Source organism: Bacillus sp. ISL-46 (assembly GCF_018613205.1).
The window spans coordinates 124013-143237 of sequence record NZ_JAGGQR010000015.1 but is presented as its reverse complement, the minus strand read 5'-3'; the positions used below and the strand labels follow the sequence as shown (position 1 = coordinate 143237).

At 35.1% G+C, this 19225-nt stretch carries 14 protein-coding genes, 1 other RNA gene and 1 pseudogene; 12 read left to right on the top strand and 4 right to left on the bottom strand.

The window, feature by feature from the left end:
* Window positions 1–7 precede the first annotated feature (7 nt).
* The 3 genes from aspS (at window position 8) to J7E67_RS10395 (ending at window position 2970) form a co-directional block, all read left to right on the top strand.
* Window positions 8–1777 (top strand): aspartate--tRNA ligase, encoded by a 1770-nt coding sequence (gene aspS, locus J7E67_RS10405; RefSeq protein ID WP_214731715.1) that lies wholly within the window; start codon window positions 8–10, stop codon window positions 1775–1777.
* Between the two features lie 66 nt (window positions 1778–1843).
* A non-coding RNA gene (gene ssrS / locus J7E67_RS10400) (6S RNA) lies at window positions 1844–2041 on the top strand.
* Window positions 2042–2202: 161 nt separating this feature from the next.
* The gene (locus J7E67_RS10395; protein WP_214731713.1) at window positions 2203–2970 is read left to right on the top strand and encodes a tRNA threonylcarbamoyladenosine dehydratase; all 768 of its coding nucleotides are present in this window, start codon (window positions 2203–2205) and stop codon (window positions 2968–2970) included.
* 1008 nt (window positions 2971–3978) lie between these two features.
* Here J7E67_RS10395 and J7E67_RS31250 read toward each other — a convergent pair.
* Complete coding sequence (locus tag J7E67_RS31250) at window positions 3979–4479, bottom strand: nuclease-related domain-containing protein (protein WP_251026686.1); 501 nt, start codon at window positions 4477–4479, stop codon at window positions 3979–3981.
* Window positions 4480–4665: 186 nt separating this feature from the next.
* On the opposite strand from J7E67_RS31250, the gene J7E67_RS10385 reads away from it, so the two are divergent.
* Together J7E67_RS10385 and J7E67_RS10380 are read left to right on the top strand one after the other, a co-directional pair.
* The gene (locus tag J7E67_RS10385) at window positions 4666–5595 is read left to right on the top strand and encodes an ABC transporter ATP-binding protein (RefSeq protein WP_214731710.1); all 930 of its coding nucleotides are present in this window, start codon (window positions 4666–4668) and stop codon (window positions 5593–5595) included.
* A complete protein-coding gene (locus tag J7E67_RS10380; protein WP_214731708.1) occupies window positions 5588–6532 on the top strand; it encodes an ABC transporter permease in 945 nt (314 codons plus the stop codon). Before J7E67_RS10385 ends, J7E67_RS10380 begins: the two co-directional genes overlap by 8 nt.
* Window positions 6533–6599: 67 nt before the next feature.
* Here J7E67_RS10380 and J7E67_RS10375 read toward each other — a convergent pair.
* A pseudogene (locus tag J7E67_RS10375) lies at window positions 6600–7100 on the bottom strand (AAA family ATPase); the annotation flags it as partial.
* 379 nt (window positions 7101–7479) lie between these two features.
* Between J7E67_RS10375 and J7E67_RS10370 the strand changes: the two are divergent.
* A complete protein-coding gene (locus tag J7E67_RS10370; protein WP_214731707.1) occupies window positions 7480–8784 on the top strand; it encodes a replication-associated recombination protein A in 1305 nt (434 codons plus the stop codon).
* Between the two features lie 176 nt (window positions 8785–8960).
* Here J7E67_RS10370 and J7E67_RS10365 read toward each other — a convergent pair whose 3' ends face one another.
* Window positions 8961–9809, bottom strand: a complete 849-nt coding sequence (locus J7E67_RS10365) for a hypothetical protein (protein WP_214731706.1) — start codon at window positions 9807–9809, stop codon at window positions 8961–8963.
* 263 nt (window positions 9810–10072) lie between these two features.
* Here J7E67_RS10365 and J7E67_RS10360 point away from each other — a divergent pair, with 263 nt between their 5' ends.
* The 5 genes from J7E67_RS10360 to J7E67_RS10340 all read left to right on the top strand — a co-directional run bounded on the left by J7E67_RS10360 (window position 10073) and on the right by J7E67_RS10340 (window position 17536).
* Entirely contained in the window at window positions 10073–11563 is a 1491-nt protein-coding gene (locus tag J7E67_RS10360) for a class I SAM-dependent DNA methyltransferase (RefSeq protein ID WP_214731705.1), read from the top strand.
* Window positions 11560–12726, top strand: coding sequence for a restriction endonuclease subunit S (locus J7E67_RS10355; protein WP_214731704.1), 1167 nt, complete (start codon window positions 11560–11562; stop codon window positions 12724–12726). Before J7E67_RS10360 ends, J7E67_RS10355 begins: the two co-directional genes overlap by 4 nt.
* Window positions 12727–12731: 5 nt before the next feature.
* Window positions 12732–16070: a DEAD/DEAH box helicase family protein gene (locus tag J7E67_RS10350; protein WP_214731703.1), complete on the top strand. Its 3339-nt coding sequence runs from the start codon at window positions 12732–12734 to the stop codon at window positions 16068–16070.
* A gap of 380 nt (window positions 16071–16450) precedes the next feature.
* On the top strand, window positions 16451–16825 hold the full coding sequence (locus tag J7E67_RS10345; RefSeq protein WP_214731701.1) for a hypothetical protein: 375 nt from the start codon (window positions 16451–16453) through the stop codon (window positions 16823–16825).
* Between the two features lie 15 nt (window positions 16826–16840).
* The gene (locus tag J7E67_RS10340) at window positions 16841–17536 is read left to right on the top strand and encodes a hypothetical protein (protein WP_214731699.1); all 696 of its coding nucleotides are present in this window, start codon (window positions 16841–16843) and stop codon (window positions 17534–17536) included.
* Window positions 17537–17856: 320 nt separating this feature from the next.
* On the opposite strand, the gene J7E67_RS10335 is transcribed toward J7E67_RS10340, so the two are convergent.
* Window positions 17857–18183 (bottom strand): Abi-alpha family protein, encoded by a 327-nt coding sequence (locus tag J7E67_RS10335; protein WP_214731697.1) that lies wholly within the window; start codon window positions 18181–18183, stop codon window positions 17857–17859.
* A 218-nt stretch (window positions 18184–18401) separates the two neighbouring features.
* Here J7E67_RS10335 and J7E67_RS10330 point away from each other — a divergent pair, with 218 nt between their 5' ends.
* Window positions 18402–19220 carry a MerR family transcriptional regulator gene (locus tag J7E67_RS10330; RefSeq protein ID WP_214731695.1) on the top strand — a complete coding sequence of 273 codons (819 nt, stop codon included), beginning with the start codon at window positions 18402–18404 and terminating at the stop codon, window positions 19218–19220.
* Window positions 19221–19225 lie beyond the last annotated feature (5 nt).

The following is a 19225-nucleotide window of genomic DNA, read 5'->3' as shown; positions in this document are numbered from 1 at the left end:
ATATTTTATGTTTGGCAGATCATATTTTTGTGGGGAAGTACCTGAATCAGCAGTTGGTGAAAAAGTAACTTTGAAAGGCTGGGTCCAAAAAAGACGCGACCTTGGCGGATTAATTTTTATCGACCTTCGCGACCGTTCAGGTGTTGTTCAAGTAGTGTTTAACCCTGATTTATCTAAAGAAGCGTTGCAAATTGCTGAAAAGATCCGTAACGAATTTGTTTTGGATATTGTGGGTACTGTGGTAGCCCGCGATGAGGCAACCTTCAATGAGAATTTGAAAACAGGTAAAATTGAAGTGCAAGCGGAAAAAGTAACGATCATTAATGAAGCGAAAACACCGCCATTTATGATTTCTGACAAAACCGATGTTTCAGAAGATGTTCGGTTAAAATACCGTTACCTAGACTTCCGTCGTCCGGTGATTTTTGAAACCTTAAAAATGCGTCACCAAGTAACAAAGCAGATCAGGGATTTCCTGGACGGTGAAGGCTTTTTAGATATTGAAACACCCATTTTGACAAAAAGTACACCTGAGGGTGCACGTGATTATTTAGTACCAAGCCGTGTTCATCCAGGAGAATTCTATGCGTTACCACAATCACCACAACTTTTTAAGCAGTTACTTATGGTGGGTGGAATTGAACGCTATTATCAAATTGCGCGCTGTTTCCGAGATGAGGACTTACGTGCCGACCGTCAGCCGGAATTCACACAAATCGATATCGAAACCAGCTTTTTAAGCCAAGAAGATATCATGGGTATGATGGAAAAAATGATGACGAAGTTAATGAAAGAAGTAAAAGGAGTAGACGTACCTGCTGCCTTCCCACGCATGACCTACGACGAAGCAATGAGCCGCTTTGGATCGGATAAACCTGATACTCGTTTTGGACTAGAGCTTGTCGATCTTTCAGAAATCGTCAAGGACTCAGGCTTTAAAGTATTCGCTTCTGCAGTGGCAAATGGTGGGCAAGTTAAAGCGATCAATGTAACAGGTGCAGCTGAGAAATACTCACGAAAAGACATTGATGCCTTAACAGACTTCGTTGCTGTGTATGGCGCAAAGGGGCTTGCCTGGCTTAAGGTGGACGCTGAAGGACTAAAAGGACCGATTGCAAAATTCTTCACTGAAGAAGACGCAAAGGCACTTATGAGTACTCTTGAGGCTTCAGCAGGCGATTTGCTTCTGTTTGTTGCTGATAAGAAGAAGGTTGTCGCCGATGCTTTAGGTGCACTTCGACAAAAGCTAGCTAGAGATTTAGATTTAATTGATCCAAGTTTGTTCAATTTCTTATGGGTAACAGACTGGCCGCTTCTTGAGTATGATGAAGAAGATGGTCGTTATTACGCTGCCCATCATCCGTTTACCATGCCGTTTAGGGAAGATCTAGAGTATTTAGATTCAGATCCTTCAAAAGTACGAGCCCAAGCGTATGATATTGTCTTAAACGGGTATGAACTAGGCGGTGGGTCACTCCGGATTTTTGAACGTGATATCCAAGAAAAGATGTTCAGCATACTTGGGTTTACACCTGAAGAAGCAAAGGAACAATTTGGTTTCTTGTTAAATGCGTTTGAATATGGAACCCCTCCACACGGCGGTATCGCGCTCGGTCTTGATAGATTAGTCATGCTGCTTGCTGGCAGTACAAATTTAAGGGACACGATTGCTTTTCCAAAAACCGCAAGTGCAAGCTGCTTGTTAACAAACGCTCCTGGTGAAGTTTCTGAGGCGCAATTAAAGGAATTAAATTTGTCACTAAATGTTAAAAAATAGCAGGAATTCGCTTTCATGAATCCTTGAATACCGATTTTTAATATGCTATTATAAAAGCATCAAAGAAGAGTCCTGAAATGTACGTTGCGTTGCCTGAAGTTTTGACCGAACATTATTTATACGGGAGTCTAGAGTTTCCTGATTGCGTAAATGCCTCACCCTACTACGGGTAAGGGGACTTACAATTTCGGGAACAGGACACCCACCTGCTGAGGGCGGGATCAAAACTAAGGTATTAAGAGTGACGGCATAATTGGGACTCTTTTCTATGTGCTTAAAATCAACCTCCTGAACGTTACGGGAGGTTTTATTTTGCTTTCCAACTTTATTATTCCTATCAAGATACTTGTTTTTAATGGAGTGTATGATATATTTTTAATCGGGAAAAAGAAACTTAACGAATTTAATTAATTGGAGTGAACATAATGCTGCATCAATTTTCACGTAATGAACTGGCCATTGGTAAAGAAGGCCTTGAGATTATGAAAAATAGCACAGTTGCTGTTTTAGGTATCGGCGGGGTTGGTTCCTTTGCTGCTGAAGCACTGGCCCGTTCTGGCGTTGGCCGGTTAATTTTAATAGATAAAGACGATGTTGATATTACCAACATCAACCGACAGCTGATTGCTTTGCTTTCCACTGTTGGTCGACCTAAAGTAGAGATTATGGAAGAGCGGATCAAAGATATCAATCCAGATTGTGAAGTCATTTCATTAAAAATGTTTTATACAGAAGATACATATGAACAGATTTTTAGCCATAATTTGGATTTTGTCGTCGATGCTTCTGACACGATTGTCTATAAAATTCATTTAATGAAGGAATGCTTGAATAGAAATATCCCAATTATTTCAAGTATGGGAGCAGCCAATAAAATGGACCCAACCCGTTTTAAGATTGCTGATATTTCGAAAACTCATACGGATCCGATCGCAAAAGTCATCCGCACCAAGCTCCGTAAGGAAAGAATCCATAAAGGGATTCCGGTCGTTTTTTCCGATGAAAGCCCAATTGTTATTCGTGAGGATATTAAAAAAGAAGTCGGCAATGAAAATGCACCTATCCGCAAAGCACAAATGCCTCCAGCATCCAATGCCTTTGTTCCATCTGCTGCAGGTCTGATCATGGCAAGCTATGTGGTAGGACAATTATTAAGAAGCATAAAAATCCAACGAGTATCTGATGAGAAATAAGAATTGTATTGGGGCCCTAAACTTTTATTCGTTTAGGGTTATTTTTTTATGTAGTAAGGTTCTTGGCTCACTTAACTTGGAATAAAGGGAAAAAGCAACGTAGGAAGGGTCTACGTGACCGGAACCGTGAAAAGAATGATGGGAGGGTAACGTAGGAGGGTTCTACGTTACCGGAATCGTTCAAAAAGGATGAGAGGGTAACGTAGGGGGGTTCTACGTGACCGAACCCGAGAATGGAAGGGTAACGTAGGAAGGCTCTACGTTACCGAACCCGTGAAAAGAAAGATGGGAGGGTAACGTAGGAAGGCTCTACGTGACCGAACCCGAGAAAAGAAGGATGAGAGGGTAACGTAGGAAGGGTCTACGTGACCGAAACCGTGAAAAGAATGATGGGAGGGTAACGTAGGAGGGTTCTACGTGACCGGAACCGTAAAAAGAACGATGGGATGGCAACATCTTATGTTTTATGTGACTGTAAAAATGAATAGCAAAAGAAAATGGTCACTTAGGATCCACTAAGTGACCAAACTTATTAATAAAAGAAGGAAAGGGTATTTATGATAAATGTTTTTCTCAATTTAAGATACAATCCACAATTCATTCATAATAGAACCACCGACAATATCCTATTGCTTTATAATTTTCCATTAGTACCCTTCTAATCATCTTTTTAGACTTTACTACGTGACACCATTCATAAACCAAAACAGTGGTAATTTTTATATCTGGGAAAAGGAACTTTAGTTCCACGACACTACGTAGTACTGCTGATTCAACCGTTTCTACATACCCACATTTTTTACACACAACAATAATATTATCCTCACCAGAAATCATCAATGAGGCGCACTTTTTACAAGCCATACCTTTCTTAAGTTTTCGATATTTATAAGTAGGTAATCGGGTTGCATAGGGTGATTCGTTCGAATGTAAAGATATTAATCGGTCCGCTAACTTTTTGTGTCTGTCATTTAGTTTTGACGGTGTCACATCAAACTTTTTCATAAATCAATCAATCTGAGTTGGATAAATAATCGGCTGGTTAATAGGCGCTTGATATAAGGTAAACTCGGGGTTGATAAAAATGACGGTTGGTTCAACGGGTATTTTATAGCCAAGATTTTGAAGCAACTGGCGGAGTAATAATTTACTGCGTCTTATCTGGTCTAATGGATTAGTTATATCGGTCCCGGATACTTTATGGAACCCTTCAGTGTCGTAATAATAATCTCCGGAGTAGTTTTTTACCTCAAATGGATAAATCCTATCTTGAGCAATGATTAAAGTATCAATTTGAAACACAGTGTCGTTAACCTCAAGGCACAAGTCGTTTATTACTAACATATCACCTTGAAGCTTTTCGGTTAACAGATCAAACATCAATTCACCTTGGTAGCCTTTTTCAAGCTTAAAAAAGTACTTCTTTTCTGTTGGAGATAAATTACTTCGTATGTTTAAAGATCTCATAATTTTTAATTCCTTCGACTCACAACGAGACTTTAATGCCATAGTCCACTTCCTCTCATTTTAATAGAACCTAATCTTATTTTACAAAAAAGAGGGTACGTTTAGGGGAAAGTATATGAATATTTTGTTAAAATTTGCCGAAATCATTTTTGGTGATAACCTTAATATGAGGTAAATACTTCTGCAATAAGATAAACTAGGTGAGGATACATTGAGAGGAGTGAGCGGTTGGAAAAAATCGTTGAGTTAAAAAATGTTACAAAAGTAATTAAAGGAAGAACCATAATAGATAATATTAGCTTTCAAGTAAATAAAGGAGAGGTATTTGGTTTTTTAGGTCCAAATGGAGCAGGGAAAACTACAACTATTCGAATGATAGTTGGTTTAATGGATATTACATCAGGGGATATCAGTGTTGGCGGTTCAAGTATTAAAAGTGATTTTGAAGACGCGGTGCGTCATATTGGTGCGATTGTTGAAAATCCGGAAATGTATAAATTTCTAACTGGCTATCAAAACCTGGTCCATTATGCAAGAATGTCAAAAGGAATTTCCAAGGAGAAGATTGCCGAAACAGTGGAACTCGTGGGATTAACTGACCGCATAAATGACAAGGTAAAAACCTACTCCCTGGGTATGAGACAAAGATTAGGGTTAGCACAGTGTCTATTGCATGATCCACAGGTGTTAATCCTTGATGAACCAACCAACGGTTTAGACCCTGCAGGAATAAGGGAAATTCGTGACTATGTCCGCCTCCTGGCACGTGAAAAAAACCTAGCCGTGATCGTTTCAAGTCATTTGCTTTCAGAAATGGAAATGATGTGTGACCGGATTGGGATTATACAAAATGGGCGCTTGATCGATGTGCAGCTTGTCCATGAACTAGTCCACGGTGAAACTGAAATGACCTATGAAATGGAAGTAGTCCCTAGCGAAAAGGCGTTGGCCCTTTTGGAGACCCACTATCCCAATCTTCGAGCAAACCGTTCAAGAAATGGTATAAATGTGGAGCTTCCAAAAGAAGAAATTCCGAATCTAGTGAAAACATTTGTTTCAGAGGATATTCAAGTTTTTACGATCAAAGAAGTAGCCAAGACGTTAGAAGATCGCTTCCTTGAACTGACAACCGAAAAGGGGGCGCCAAGTCGTGGTTAATTTAATTAAAAATGAATGGATGAAAATTTTTAGACGCCCTGGAACGTATGTGATGATTTCAATCCTGGTTGTTATCATATCTATTTTTGGTATTTTTCACAAATACCAGGAACAGGATTTCAACCTCGATAAAAACTGGGAACAAACATTACAGCAGGAAAATGATGCACTAAAGAAGCAGATGAAGCAAAGCAATTCGAAGCTGGAGAAGCAGTTTTATAAGGAAGAAATTGCTATTAATGACTACCGAATAAAGCATCATATTCCCTATAATGAAAAATATAATGTCTGGACGTTTGTAAAAGATGCGTCACAACTGATTATCTTGGCAGGATTATTTACAATAATTATTTCGGCAGGGATTGTTGCGAGTGAATTCAACTGGGGAACCATCAAGCTGTTATTAATCCGGCCGATAAATCGCAGCAAAATCTTAGCATCCAAATATCTTACCGTCATGTTGTTTGCGTTGCTGATGTTGGCCATCCTATTTGCATTCTCTACTTTACTTGGTGCCATCCTGTTTGGAACGCCAGACCATCCTGTGCCATATTTGAATTATTCCAATGGGCAGGTAACGGAGCAAAATATCATTGTTTATCTAATGATTTATTATGGGTTTAGATCCATTGACACGATAATGCTTGCGACGATGGCGTTTATGATTTCATCAGTTTTCCGGAACAGTTCTCTAGCAATTGGCTTATCATTATTTTTGTTATTCACAGGGGCTCAATTTACAGTATTGCTTTCGATAAAATTTAGCTGGGCTAAATACATCTTGTTTGCCAACACCGACCTAATGCAATATGTGGACGGTACACCCATGATGGAAGGAATGTCGATGTCATTTTCAGTCATCATGCTCCTCATCTACTTTGTAGCATTCCAATTATTAGCCTTTCTTGTCTTTAAAAAACGAGACGTGGCTGCCTAGATAAAGAAAAGGGTGTCAGGCACCATGTGAATTTTTCACATGGTGCCTGACACCCTTATTATTATTATTATTTCTTCCTTGATAGTTTCTCATAGACAATCGCAAGTGCTTGCTCGAATTTTCCGGTTTTCTTTGGTTGGTAGTATTGTTTGTGTTTTAATTTGTTGGGTAAATATTGTTGCGGTACCCAACCGTTTTCATAGTCATGTGGGTATTTGTAGTCAATTCCTCTGCCAAGCTCTTTTGCCCCTTTATAATGGGCATCCTTTAGATGGTCAGGTACTTCGCCGACGATGCCTTTTTGAATATCTTCGAGCGCGGCCTGAATGGCTAAGACAGCCGAGTTAGATTTTGGTGATAAGCATAGTTCAATCACGGCATTTGCTAGTGGGATTCTCGCCTCAGGAAAACCAATTCTCTCGGCGGTTTCAATCGCCGCTAACGTGCGTGCGCCTGCTTGTGGGTTGGCTAGTCCGATATCTTCATAGGCGATGACAATCAATCTGCGGCTGATACTCGGCAAGTCACCGGCTTCAATTAATCGGCTCAGATAATGAAGGGCAGCATGTATCTTAAAAGTTTGGACATTAATTATTCCATTGATAAAAAAAAGATAAAAAAACACTTCCACCCTAATAGTGACAAGGAAAAAAATAAATATCAATAAAAATTAATTTGATAATAATTAATAATGCTCTTTTACAACAACAACGGTTTTTAAACATGGTTTACAACAACACCATCTACCACAACACTTTCCACAACCACAAAGTAGTACAAAAATTATTTGGGGTGTGATGAGCTTTTTACTCAACGAGCCCCCACTTTCAATTTATGGAGTATTATTTTATTATAAAAATTCTATTCATATATTCCGTATTTAAAAGATAAATATTTGAACTTGTCCATTAAAAATGTTGTATACTTCGAATGGAGGTGAATTAATAATGGATTTATTTAATTATGATGACTTCAATAACAACAAACCTCTTGCATATAGAATGAGACCAAAAAATTTGGATGAAATAGTTGGACAAAAACATGTTATTGGCAAAGATACAGCTTTATACAAGATGATAAAAAAAGGACATGTACCTTCGATATTACTTTACGGTGAACCTGGAATTGGTAAGACATCAATTGCACAGGCAATTGCTGGTACGGTAAACAGACCATTTATTCCTATAAATGCTACAACTGCTGGTAAAAAAGATATTGAAAGTGCAGTGACTATAGCGAACCAAGAAGGCAAGGTAATTTTATTTATTGATGAAGTGCATAGATTTAACAAAGCCCAACAGGATTATCTCTTACCACATGTGGAAAACGGATTAATAACTCTTATTGGTGCAACAACTGAAAATCCATTCCATGATGTTAACCCTGCGATAAGGAGTAGATGTGGTCAAATCAAAGAACTAAAGAGGCTTTCAACTGACGATATTGACGAGTTACTTAAAAGGGCTTTGGCTGATAAGGAAAACGGATTAGGTACAATGAATATTGAAATATCACAAGAGGCAATTGATATCATTTCTTCTTCAACCAATGGTGATGCTCGATCAGCTCTTAATGTATTAGAGGATGTTGTTTTCGCCTCGAAAGATGAGGAAACAAAACAAGTGGTTTTTGAACTTCAAACTGTGAAAGAGTGCGTTGAAAATAAAGGATTTTCTCATGATAAAAATGGAGATATATACTACTCACTATTATCATGCCTACAAAAAAGTATAAGGGGCAGTGATGTTAATGCAGCCCTGCATTATTTAGCAAGACTTCTTGAAGGTGGGGACCTTGTTTCAATTTGTCGTCGCATATTAGTATGTGCCTACGAAGATATCTCGATATCTGCTCCTGATGTTCCAGTCCGTACACTGGCAGCTTGCCAGTCAGTAGAAAGGCTTGGATTGCCGGAGGCAAGAATACCTTTAGCAAACGCTGTTATTGAGTTATGTTTATCACCAAAGACAAATAGTGCATATAAAGCCTTGGACCTTGCTATAGAGGATGTAAGAAAAGGTCTGGTGGGAGAGATTCCAATGCATCTAAAAGATGCTCATTACAATGGAGCAAAAGTGTTAGGACATGGGGTAGATTATAAATATCCACATGATTATCCAAATTCATTTGTAAATCAAAAATACCTACCTGATTTACTAAAAGACAGAATATACTTTCATCCAAAGCAAAACGGTCAAGAAAAACACTTTGCTAAAGTATATCAAAGGTTAGAAGAACTTAAAGGTCACTAATAAAGAGGGAAATCCCTATCCATTAGGAGAGGATTTTCCTCTTTATTTATCTTGCATTTTTGTTATTATTTATGAAATTCAATATTGGAGGGATTTTTAACTTTGCTCAACTAGATTCCAGTTAAGAACTACATTTCCACTTGTCCTTTTTTCTGAAACGCATAGAAAATCCCATATTATTTGCTAAGTTGATCAATTATTTTTTGATTGCACAAATTACACAAATGCTCCTCGTAACAAGAACACCATTTCTTTTCTATTATGACATAGTAAATATCAACGCTAAAATAGTGCAATCTATGTTTCTTATTTCTATCTAACTTGCCACTCCTGACTTCATAATAAGGTGAAGGAAAAGAACTTAGAAAAGTATTTTCTATTTCTTGTAATAATGTTCCTTGTTGGCGGTACGGTTCAAAAGTTTTTAGCTTATCATGTAAACCACCTGTCATATCATAAAGATATTTTATGTAGGAATCATAAGTAAACCAGTTATCCTCCCAACGATCATAATAAAATGGGTCAATAGTAAAATCGGTAATAAAACACACTTCAAATTGCGTAATACGTTTCTTGTCAATTCTTTTCTCTATTATTTGATCATTTTTTTCAAAATCAGATAAGAAATTATTGACCCAATTTTTCCATTCAGATGGAATAAGAATTCCAGTAGTGTACACATTTTTACATTCTATGATTGAGATGTAGTTAGGGCTAAGATCCTTGTCTTTATAGAAATCTTTTGATACTAGGACAGCCATATCCATTTTGGTCTTTTTTTGGGGATTCTTTCTGTTTCTAATTTTTACCGGAGGATCCAGTTTATCGGAAAACTCTCTAGGGAAAATGACATTAAAATTATTGCTCTGTTGAAAATTATAGAATAAAGAGTACCCAAGACGATCTCTTAAAGTTGTTTCGCTTTGGCTAGTTAAACCAAGGTAAGCCAGTTCATCATCATAAAATTTCATGTAATTAAGTGCTAATTCAAGGTCATTTAAATTAAACTCATATTCAACCTCCAAAATTACTCCCTCCTTAATATGTATAGTTAAAAAGTACGATGTTGTTTATGAAAAATCCTGCAGATTAAGCATTGTTCAATAAAATAACTTAGATATTCCTTTTAAAATAAGATAAAACAAACTTCAACATGTACTTTCAGTTGGAATAAAAAAATCATATGATTTTAAAATTTCTTTATATCCTTAAAAAAGGACAACCTATAATGAAAAATGGTAAAATAGTAATAAACATATGTACTTATAATACAACGGAGTGATAACTAGTGATTACTGGAGAAGTAAAAAACAAAGTAGATAAAATATGGGAGCATTTTTGGACAGGTGGAGTTACAAATCCCTTAACTGTAATTGAACAATTTACATATTTGCTTTTTATTAAAGGTTTAGATGATACCCAAAAGCGTATGGAAAAACAGTCATTAATTACAAGAAAGCCAATAGAAAGACCTCTTTTTACAAAGGAACAAGAGCACTTGCGCTGGTCTAAATTTAAAGAGCAAGAATCAGAAGAAATGTTCCGTATCGTAAAGGATGAAGTTTTCCTTCACATGAAAAATATTGGTGAGGAGAATTCACATTTTACTAAGCATCTTGAAAATGCGGTATTTGTCATACCTAACGCTTTACTATTGCAAAGGGTTATTACAGGGATTGATAATTTATTAAATGACCTACCGGCACAAAACAGAGATGCTTTAGGTGACTTATATGAATACCTCCTTTCAAAATTAGCGACATCAGGAACAAATGGACAGTTCCGGACACCAAGGCATATCATCGATATGATGGTTAAACTCATGAAGCCAACTCCAAAGGATAAAATAGTCGATCCAGCAGCTGGCACAGCGGGATATTTAGTTTCGGCTGCAGAATATGTGTATAAACAGCATTATGATGAAATTTTTAATTCAAATGATAAGAAATTACGTGATTATTATAATTCTACAATGTTTAATGGTTTTGATACGGATTCAACGATGCTTCGAATCGGGGCAATGAACTTAATGCTTCACGGTATAGAAAATCCCAATGTTATACAGTTAGATTCCCTATCTAAATCAAATAGCGTAGAAGAAGAATACACTCTTTGCTTGGCTAATCCACCGTTTAAGGGGTCACTTGATTCAGAAGAAGTTAATCCTAACTTACTAAATAAAGTTAAAACAAAAAAAACTGAGCTGTTATTCGTTGCACTAATGACACGTTTATTAAAAATTGGTGGACGGTGTGCAGTAATAGTTCCTGAAGGCGTTCTTTTTGGTACTTCAAATGCCCATAAAGATATTAGAAAAGAATTAGTTGATAACCAAAAGGTTGAAGCGATTATTTCAATGCCTCCTGGTGTTTTTAAGCCGTATGCAGGGGTCTCGACTGCTATTATTATTTTTACAAAAACTAATAATGGCGGCACAGAAAATATTTGGTTCTATGATATGCAAGCTGATGGTTTTTCGTTGGATGATAAAAGAATACCATTAGACCAAAATAATCACGTAGAGAACAATATTCCGGACATTATAGAACGTTTTAATCATCTTGATGAAGAAATAAAACGTAAACGAACGGAACAGTCATTTTTTGTGGGTGTTACAGATATTAGGGCTAATATTTATGACTTAAGTATAAATCGGTATAAAGAAAATATTATTGAAGAGATTTCTTATGAAGCACCCGAAAAAATTATTGCTGAATTGAAAGACCTAGAAAATAAATATATTGAAGGGCTTGAAGAGTTGGAGGCTTTATTAAAGTGAAAGTTGTTAGATTAGATGAAGTATGTAATTTTCTAAGTGGATTTGCATGGAGTTCAAAAAAGTTTAATATGAGTCAGACAGATAACTCTATGCCTATTATTAGAATTCAAAACTTAAGTCCTGAAAATAAAGAATTTGTATATTGGAATGATGAATACCAAGAGAAATACGTAATAAAAAATAAGGACTTATTATTAAGTATGTCTGGCAATATTAAGTTGTATTATTGGGATAAAGGTCCGGCATTATTAAATCAACGTATAGTTAAAATAGTCCCTAATGAAAATTTAAATGAGAGATATCTTTTCCATGTCCTACAAAGTTTAACGGGGAACATTGAAAAGCTTGGAAAAAAATCAATTATTAATAATGTTTCGATATCAGATTTAAAAAATTTGGAAGTTAACCTGCCTTCACTTGAAAACCAGCAGAAGATAGTAGAAATATTGGATAAGGCAGAAGGGCTTATTAAAATTAGGGAAATTTCATTGGTAACTATAAATAAACTAAAGGACTCATTATTCATTAACTTCTTTGGGGATTTAATTGAAAATTACCCAAATGCTAAGCTGGCTGAAATCTCTGAGGTAGTATCTGGCGTTACAAAGGGTAAAAAAAATAATGGTCCTACTATTACTTTACCTTATATGCGCGTAGCGAATGTTCAAGATGGTTACCTGGATTTAAACGAAATTAAAGAAATCGAAGTTACCTTAGTGGATTCGGAAAAATATAAACTCGAATATGGAGATGTTTTATTAACAGAGGGTGGTGATCCTGACAAACTTGGAAGAGGTTCAGTTTGGCGTAATGAAATTCCAAATTGTATACATCAAAATCATATTTTTAGAGTAAGACTCAATAAAGAGTTAATTAATCCAGAATATTTTAGTAAATATGCTGGCAGTAAATATGGGAAATCCTATTTTTTAAAGTCTGGTAAACAAACGACTGGTATAGCCTCTATAAATTCTACTCAATTAAAAAATTTCCCTGTACCTATTCCACCAATGGAACTACAGGAACGTTTTGAGTCAGTATGCTTTAAAATTGAATGTAGAGTAGTAGAGCTAAATAAATCTCTTAAAGGTTTACATGAACTATATAACTCCCTCCTTGATCGTGCATTAAAGGGTGAACTTACAAAACAAAAAGTGAGGTGACCACCATGCCTTACAACGCAGATATTATTAAAAACAATTGGTCGTTAATATATGAAGCAGCGGTGGAAGCAGAGAAGAATGTTTACTCTGCTCCCCGTACTTCCCTTTTTTATAGTCGTTTAGCATTGGAACGAGCAATTAATTGGCTTTATGCTAATGATGATTATTTAAAAAAACCGGAACGTGATGATTTATACAATTTAATGTATGAGCAAACCTTTCGTGAAAATTTGACCCCTAGCCTTTTTAAGCCAATTGATCTTATACGTCGCCTTGGAAATGTTGCAGTACATAGTGAACAAAAGGTATCAAAAAATGAGTCCTTTACTGCTTTTGAAAATTTATTTCATTTTTTAAATTGGCTTCAGCGCTATTATAGTGATACACCTCAGAAAGACATCAACTTTGAGCCTCAACTAATTCCAATAGAAAAACAAAAAAACGATAAATCAGCAAAAGAATTAGAACAACTAGCCTATGAAATCGAAAAAAAGGATAAAGAACTTAAGAGAATATTACGTGAAAACGAAGAGCTTCGTAAACAAATTCAAATAAACAAAAAGAAAAATGAAAAGGACATATCGAAGGAAACCAAACCCTACTCTGAAGCCAAAACTAGACAGTTGTTTATTGACCTGATGTTAAGAGAAATTGGCTGGGACCCACATGGACCAAATGTGGAGGAATACGAGCTTCCTGGTATGCCTAACCGTTCACAAGTAGGATTCGCTGATTATGTTTTATGGGATGACAATGGAAAGCCTTTAGCTGTAATTGAAGCTAAAAGAACAACAAAAAGCCCTGCTACAGGAAAAAAGCAAGCTGAACTCTACGCAGATTTATTAGAGAAACATTATACCCAACGCCCCATCATTTTCTATACAAATGGATATGAAACTTGGCTTTGGGATGATGTAATGTATCCTCCCAGAGTGGTACAGGGTTTTTATACAAAAGACCAACTGCGATTAATGATTGAACGACGATCAACAAGAAAAAATATAACGAAGCAAACAATTAATAAAGATACTGCAGGTCGTTATTACCAAGTTGAAGCTATACGGCGAACTGCCGAAACATTTGAAAATAAAAAACGACATGCATTGCTTATTATGGCTACAGGGACAGGAAAAACACGAACAGCAGTTGCTCTTGTTGAATTACTAATGAAAGCAGGATGGGTTAAGAATGTCCTTTTTCTAGCTGACCGTAAAGAACTTGTGCGTCAAGCCAAAAATGCCTTTAGCAAATACCTGCCTAATACCTCTGTCATAAATTTGCTTGAAGAAAAAGAAGATGATACTAGCCGGATAATAGTTTCAACTTATCCAACCATGATGAATTTAATTGACCAGACAAAAAAAGAAAGTAAAAGATTTAGTGTCGGTCATTTTGACTTGTTAATTGTTGATGAATCGCATAGGTCTATTTACAAAAAGTATGGTGCTATTTTCGAATATTTCGATTCGCTCATGATTGGTCTAACTGCTACTCCTAAGACCGACATCGATAAAAATACTTATACAATTTTCGAATTGGAAGATAATGTCCCGACCTTTGCATATGATTATCAGCAAGCAGTTGATGATAAATACTTGGTTCCTGCACAGCCTATTAAAATTAAAATGAAGATTCCACGGTCTGGTGTTAAATACAGCCAATTATCGGATGAAGAAAAAGAAGCATATGATGAGGAATTTACAGATGCTGTCACCGGTGAAAAACCAGAGGAAATCAGTTCAAGTGCTATTAACACTTGGCTTTTTAACAATGATACTGTTGATAAAGCGTTAAAAATAATGATGGAAAAAGGAATAAAAGTCAAGGGTGGAGACGAGCTTGGTAAAACAATAATTTTTGCCAAGAATCATAATCATGCCGAATTTATAGCTAAACGGTTTAGTGTTTTGTTTCCTAAACAGAAAGGTAAATTTTTAGAGATCATTGACAACAAGGTTTCTTATGCGGAGTCACTGCTCAATGATTTTAAAATTAAGGAAAATTACCCGCAGGTTGCAGTCTCAGTTGATATGCTTGATACTGGTATTGATATTCCTGAAATCGTCAATCTTGTAATACTGAAGGAAGTTCATTCGAAATCCAAATTCTGGCAAATGATAGGTCGTGGGACAAGGTTATACGAAGATTTGTTTGGACCAGGGTTAGATAAACAAGAATTTTATGTTTTTGATTTTTGTGGGAACATAGATTTCTTCGAAGCATTTCCGGAAGGAAAGGAAGCAAAAGCTCAAGACTCATTAAATGAACAATTGTTTACTACAAGGGCAAAATTGATTTATTACTTGCAAGATGACAAAGAACAAAAGGATTTTCATCAAGCGCTAATTGACTTTGTATCAAATCAAGTTGCCCAGCTAGATGAACAACACTTTTTAGTCCGACCTCACCATCGCCAAGTTGAGCGTTTTCGACTTAATAAAGGCTGGGAGCCAATTAGTGAAGATAGCTTACGTGAAGCTCTTGACCACCTTGGAAGATTGGTTTCAACCGATGATGATGAAGATGTAAAGCGATTTGACCTTTTAATACTAAAATTACAACTTTCTTTGGTTCAGCCTAAATCAACCAAATCCACTAAAAAACTTGTTACAAATGTTATTAAAACTGGACAAAAGCTGCAAGAAAAAGTGGTAATTGAAGCCGTTAAAAAAGTATTGCCTGTTATTGAAGAAGTTCAAACAAATGAGTTTTGGGAAAATGTAACTGAAACAGATTTAGAACGTGTACGATTAGCGTTAAGAAATTTAATCCAATACATTGATAAAAATGAAAGAAAAGTTGTTTATACGGATTTTGAGGATAAAATCGAAGGAATAGATGAAGATTCAACTATGCCGGAGACAACAGACTGGCGTGACTATCGTGTTGAAGTGAATCGTTTTATTCTCAATCATCAAGACCATATTACAATTCAAAAAATCCGGAAAAATAAACAAATCACTCCAAAGGACATGGAGGAGTTGGAAAAAATCCTTTTTACAGAAGGAAATTTAACAATGACTGAATATGAAAAGGAATTTGGTAGTGACCGCCCTCTTACCTTGTTTATTCGGGAGGTTTTAGGGATGGATCAGGCTGCAGCTAAGGAAGCATTTTCGGAATTCCTTGAAGGAACTACGTTGAATGCCAATCAAATTCAATTTATTAATAAAGTCATTGAATTTTTCACTAAGAATGGTACGTTAGATCCTTCACTGCTGTTTGATGAACCATTTACATCAATTCACCATGAAGGCATTACGGGATTGTTTGATGACGATATGGCAATTAAGTTAGTCAGTGTAATAAGGGAACTAAATGATTCTGTAAGAATAACTTCATAGTGCTTTCTTTCAATAAGGGGTTAATTTCTGCCCCCTTTTTTGTTGTTTAGGTTAAATCACAGGTTGAGAAAGTGAAAAAAATACTAGTTTATGTAACTTCCTTTACTGGACAGTGTTATAGGTTTGTAGGTCGTCCAATACAAATTACTTTTCATTAAGATTATGGACTGGTTGAATTTTGTTAGGACGATTACCATGGACAAGGTCCTTATCAACTGGAAAATGAAGATATAATTATATTAAGAAATAATTATCGAGGAAAATTCTATGTATTGGTGACCTGTATTTCAACCGTGTTATTAGACAAAATAATTAAGAGGATAAAAGATTAGTTTTAGATACATAACATTTATGTAAAGAAAAAAGGGGGAGACAAATTAGTGAATGAACTATTAGAAATAATTGGACAATTTAAGGAACATATTAAACAAAATCCCATGGGAAATGAACTATTAGAAGAAATTGAAAACAAAATTTCTCAAGGGAAAGAAGTAAAATTAAAAGATGGGCAAATTGTTAATGAGCCTATTACTAAACCTGAAGATGAGATATTTATATATATAGATATATTAGAAACCTATTTTGTAAAATTACCAGCTTGTATTAACTCTACATATGATTACTTTAATGAGTATTCGCTTGAATCAGAAATTCATTTTGAAAATGAGGTTGTAACACTTTCAAAATATGATATTGATGAAATAAAAAATGAAATAAAGGAATTAAGACAGATGATTTCTGACTATTTAATTTAAAAGGGAGGAAAACCAATGCCATCTCCTACAAAAAGAGAAATAATTAAAAAATATAGAAGTTTATTAACAAAGTTAAATTCTGATAAGAAAATGGTTGGAATTCTAAGAAGAAAAAAAATTGACTCAGCATATGAGGTTTATATATTTTCATTAATATTAAAAGCTGTAAAAAATATATCAGATGATAATAAGATCAAGTTTAGAGGCATTAAAAGTGACCCTACAAAAAAAATAATATTTAGAGGATCTCCTGGTAAGATACATAGCACTAGGTATAATTATGGATATGCGGAGTTTACTTATTTAGAAAAGACTTACGAAGTTCATTTAGATATTCTCTATACTGGCACATCAAAAGTTCAACATGAAATTGATATTTCAATCATTGACAAGGAAAGTGCAAACAATGCTAGGAATAAATTAGAAAACCCTAATACAAGGGGGCTGAGGGTTGCATTTGAATGTAAATTCTATGATAAGCTTGAAATTCATTTAATTAGAACTTTTATAGGTTTATTAGATGATATGGGACAAGTTAATTTTGCGTGTTTTTTAAGTAACAACAAGTCCGACAGCATTAAACAATATTGTACAGGGAAAAAAAACAGACCATTTTTCTTCCCACTTGTCACCCCATTGGAGCCTGATTTTGAAATTAAGTTTGTTAATTTCATTGAGGTTTATATACAAAAAGCTTTTGGAAGGGCGTAAATATATAACCCTATGATATGTTGCTAAGAATATCATATAGTTTAGTTTTCTTTTATTGCGTGGAATAGTCTCATTAGTCATTGTCATTTTACAACTAGCCATAATACAGATGTGGTGAAGTCTATAATCTAGAACTTCAATGGAAGTTCTTAATAAAATGTGATATAAGCATCCATCAGTCAAATTTGATTGGTGGTTTTTTCTACTTATTCTTAAATTTAGTTTTATCACTCAAGGAATTTTTCATAAAAATAACTTTCCCTTTTTAAAGGAAACGCCTTTTTAAGATCTATTTGCACCAAATTATAATTTATTAAAGCCTAGTCTTCTTCAGGCTCTACATAACTCATTTCAAGGAGAATATCAGGGTCCGGGTACATAACAAATAGAAAGGAGAAACCTAATGTCGATGGTTGAATTATTCCTTTTTGTATCAAAATCTCCTTGTAATCTCCCGTTGGTTTACCGGTATGTAACTCCCATCTTTCTTGCAATGATTTATACTCAAAGTGGTGTTTAAATTGTTCATAATCTTTTTGTTCCAGTAGAAAATCAGATAGATTTTCATAAGTAATATCAACTAATCCGAGTCTTTTTAAATTCTGAATTGAATTTATTAATAAATAATTGTCAAAACCTTCTCTCATGTATACGTCACGAGTGTTTCTGGCAATTAACTTATGTATGTTTTGGCAGTATGTTTATTAACCTTTATGAATCATTATTTAAGGGCAAACTTGTATAAAAACTAATATTTATTCATATTTGTGTAGCTATGCTTACAGCACTAACGGGCAGGTTAGTTTAACTTCATATAATTGTGTATTATAGTGATAATATAAAGTTTTTCTAAAGGAAGATTAAATTGAAGAATAGATTTTCAATTGGAGAAATGGCTAAACTCCATAATACGACCATAAAAACCCTTCGATATTATGATGAAATTGATTTATTAAAACCTATACAAAAGGATATAAACAACGGTTATAGATATTATTCAACGGAACAATTTGAACATTTGAACACTATTCATTATTTAAAGGAATTAGGTTTTTCATTAAAGGAGATCAAGGGACATCTAGACGACAGGAATATCGATGGTTTTTTGTATCTCTTAGAGGAACAGAAACGATTAACCGAAAAAAAAATGAAAGAACTGGAACGAATTAACCGAAGGTTCCAAAATCGAATCAAGGACATTAAATTAGCACGAGAAATAAAGGAATTGGAAGTGCCATTCATACAGGAGAGGAAAGAGAGAAGGATAGTAAGGTTAATAGAAAGAATCAGTTCAGAACCTGAGATGGAAGTTTCCCTACGACGATTAGAGAGTATGTCCAATATGAGTTCTTCTATATTTATTGGGGGAGTAGGTCTTACGATAAGTATTAATAATACATTAAACAACAAGTTCAATGAATATAACTCGATATTTATTTTAGTCGAAGAAGATGATATTCAAAATCCTTTAGTGACAACTCTTCCCGAAGGAATGTATGCCTGCATTTATTATAATGGGAATCACAGCGATTCCCCCAAACATTATAGAAGCTTACTCAATTGTATTCAAGATAACGGTTTCCAAGTTATCGGGGATTCCATTGAAAGAACAATAATTGACCATTATATCTCTGGTAGTAAAGAAGACTATCTGACAGAAATACAAATACCAATAAAGTGTTGACCCTC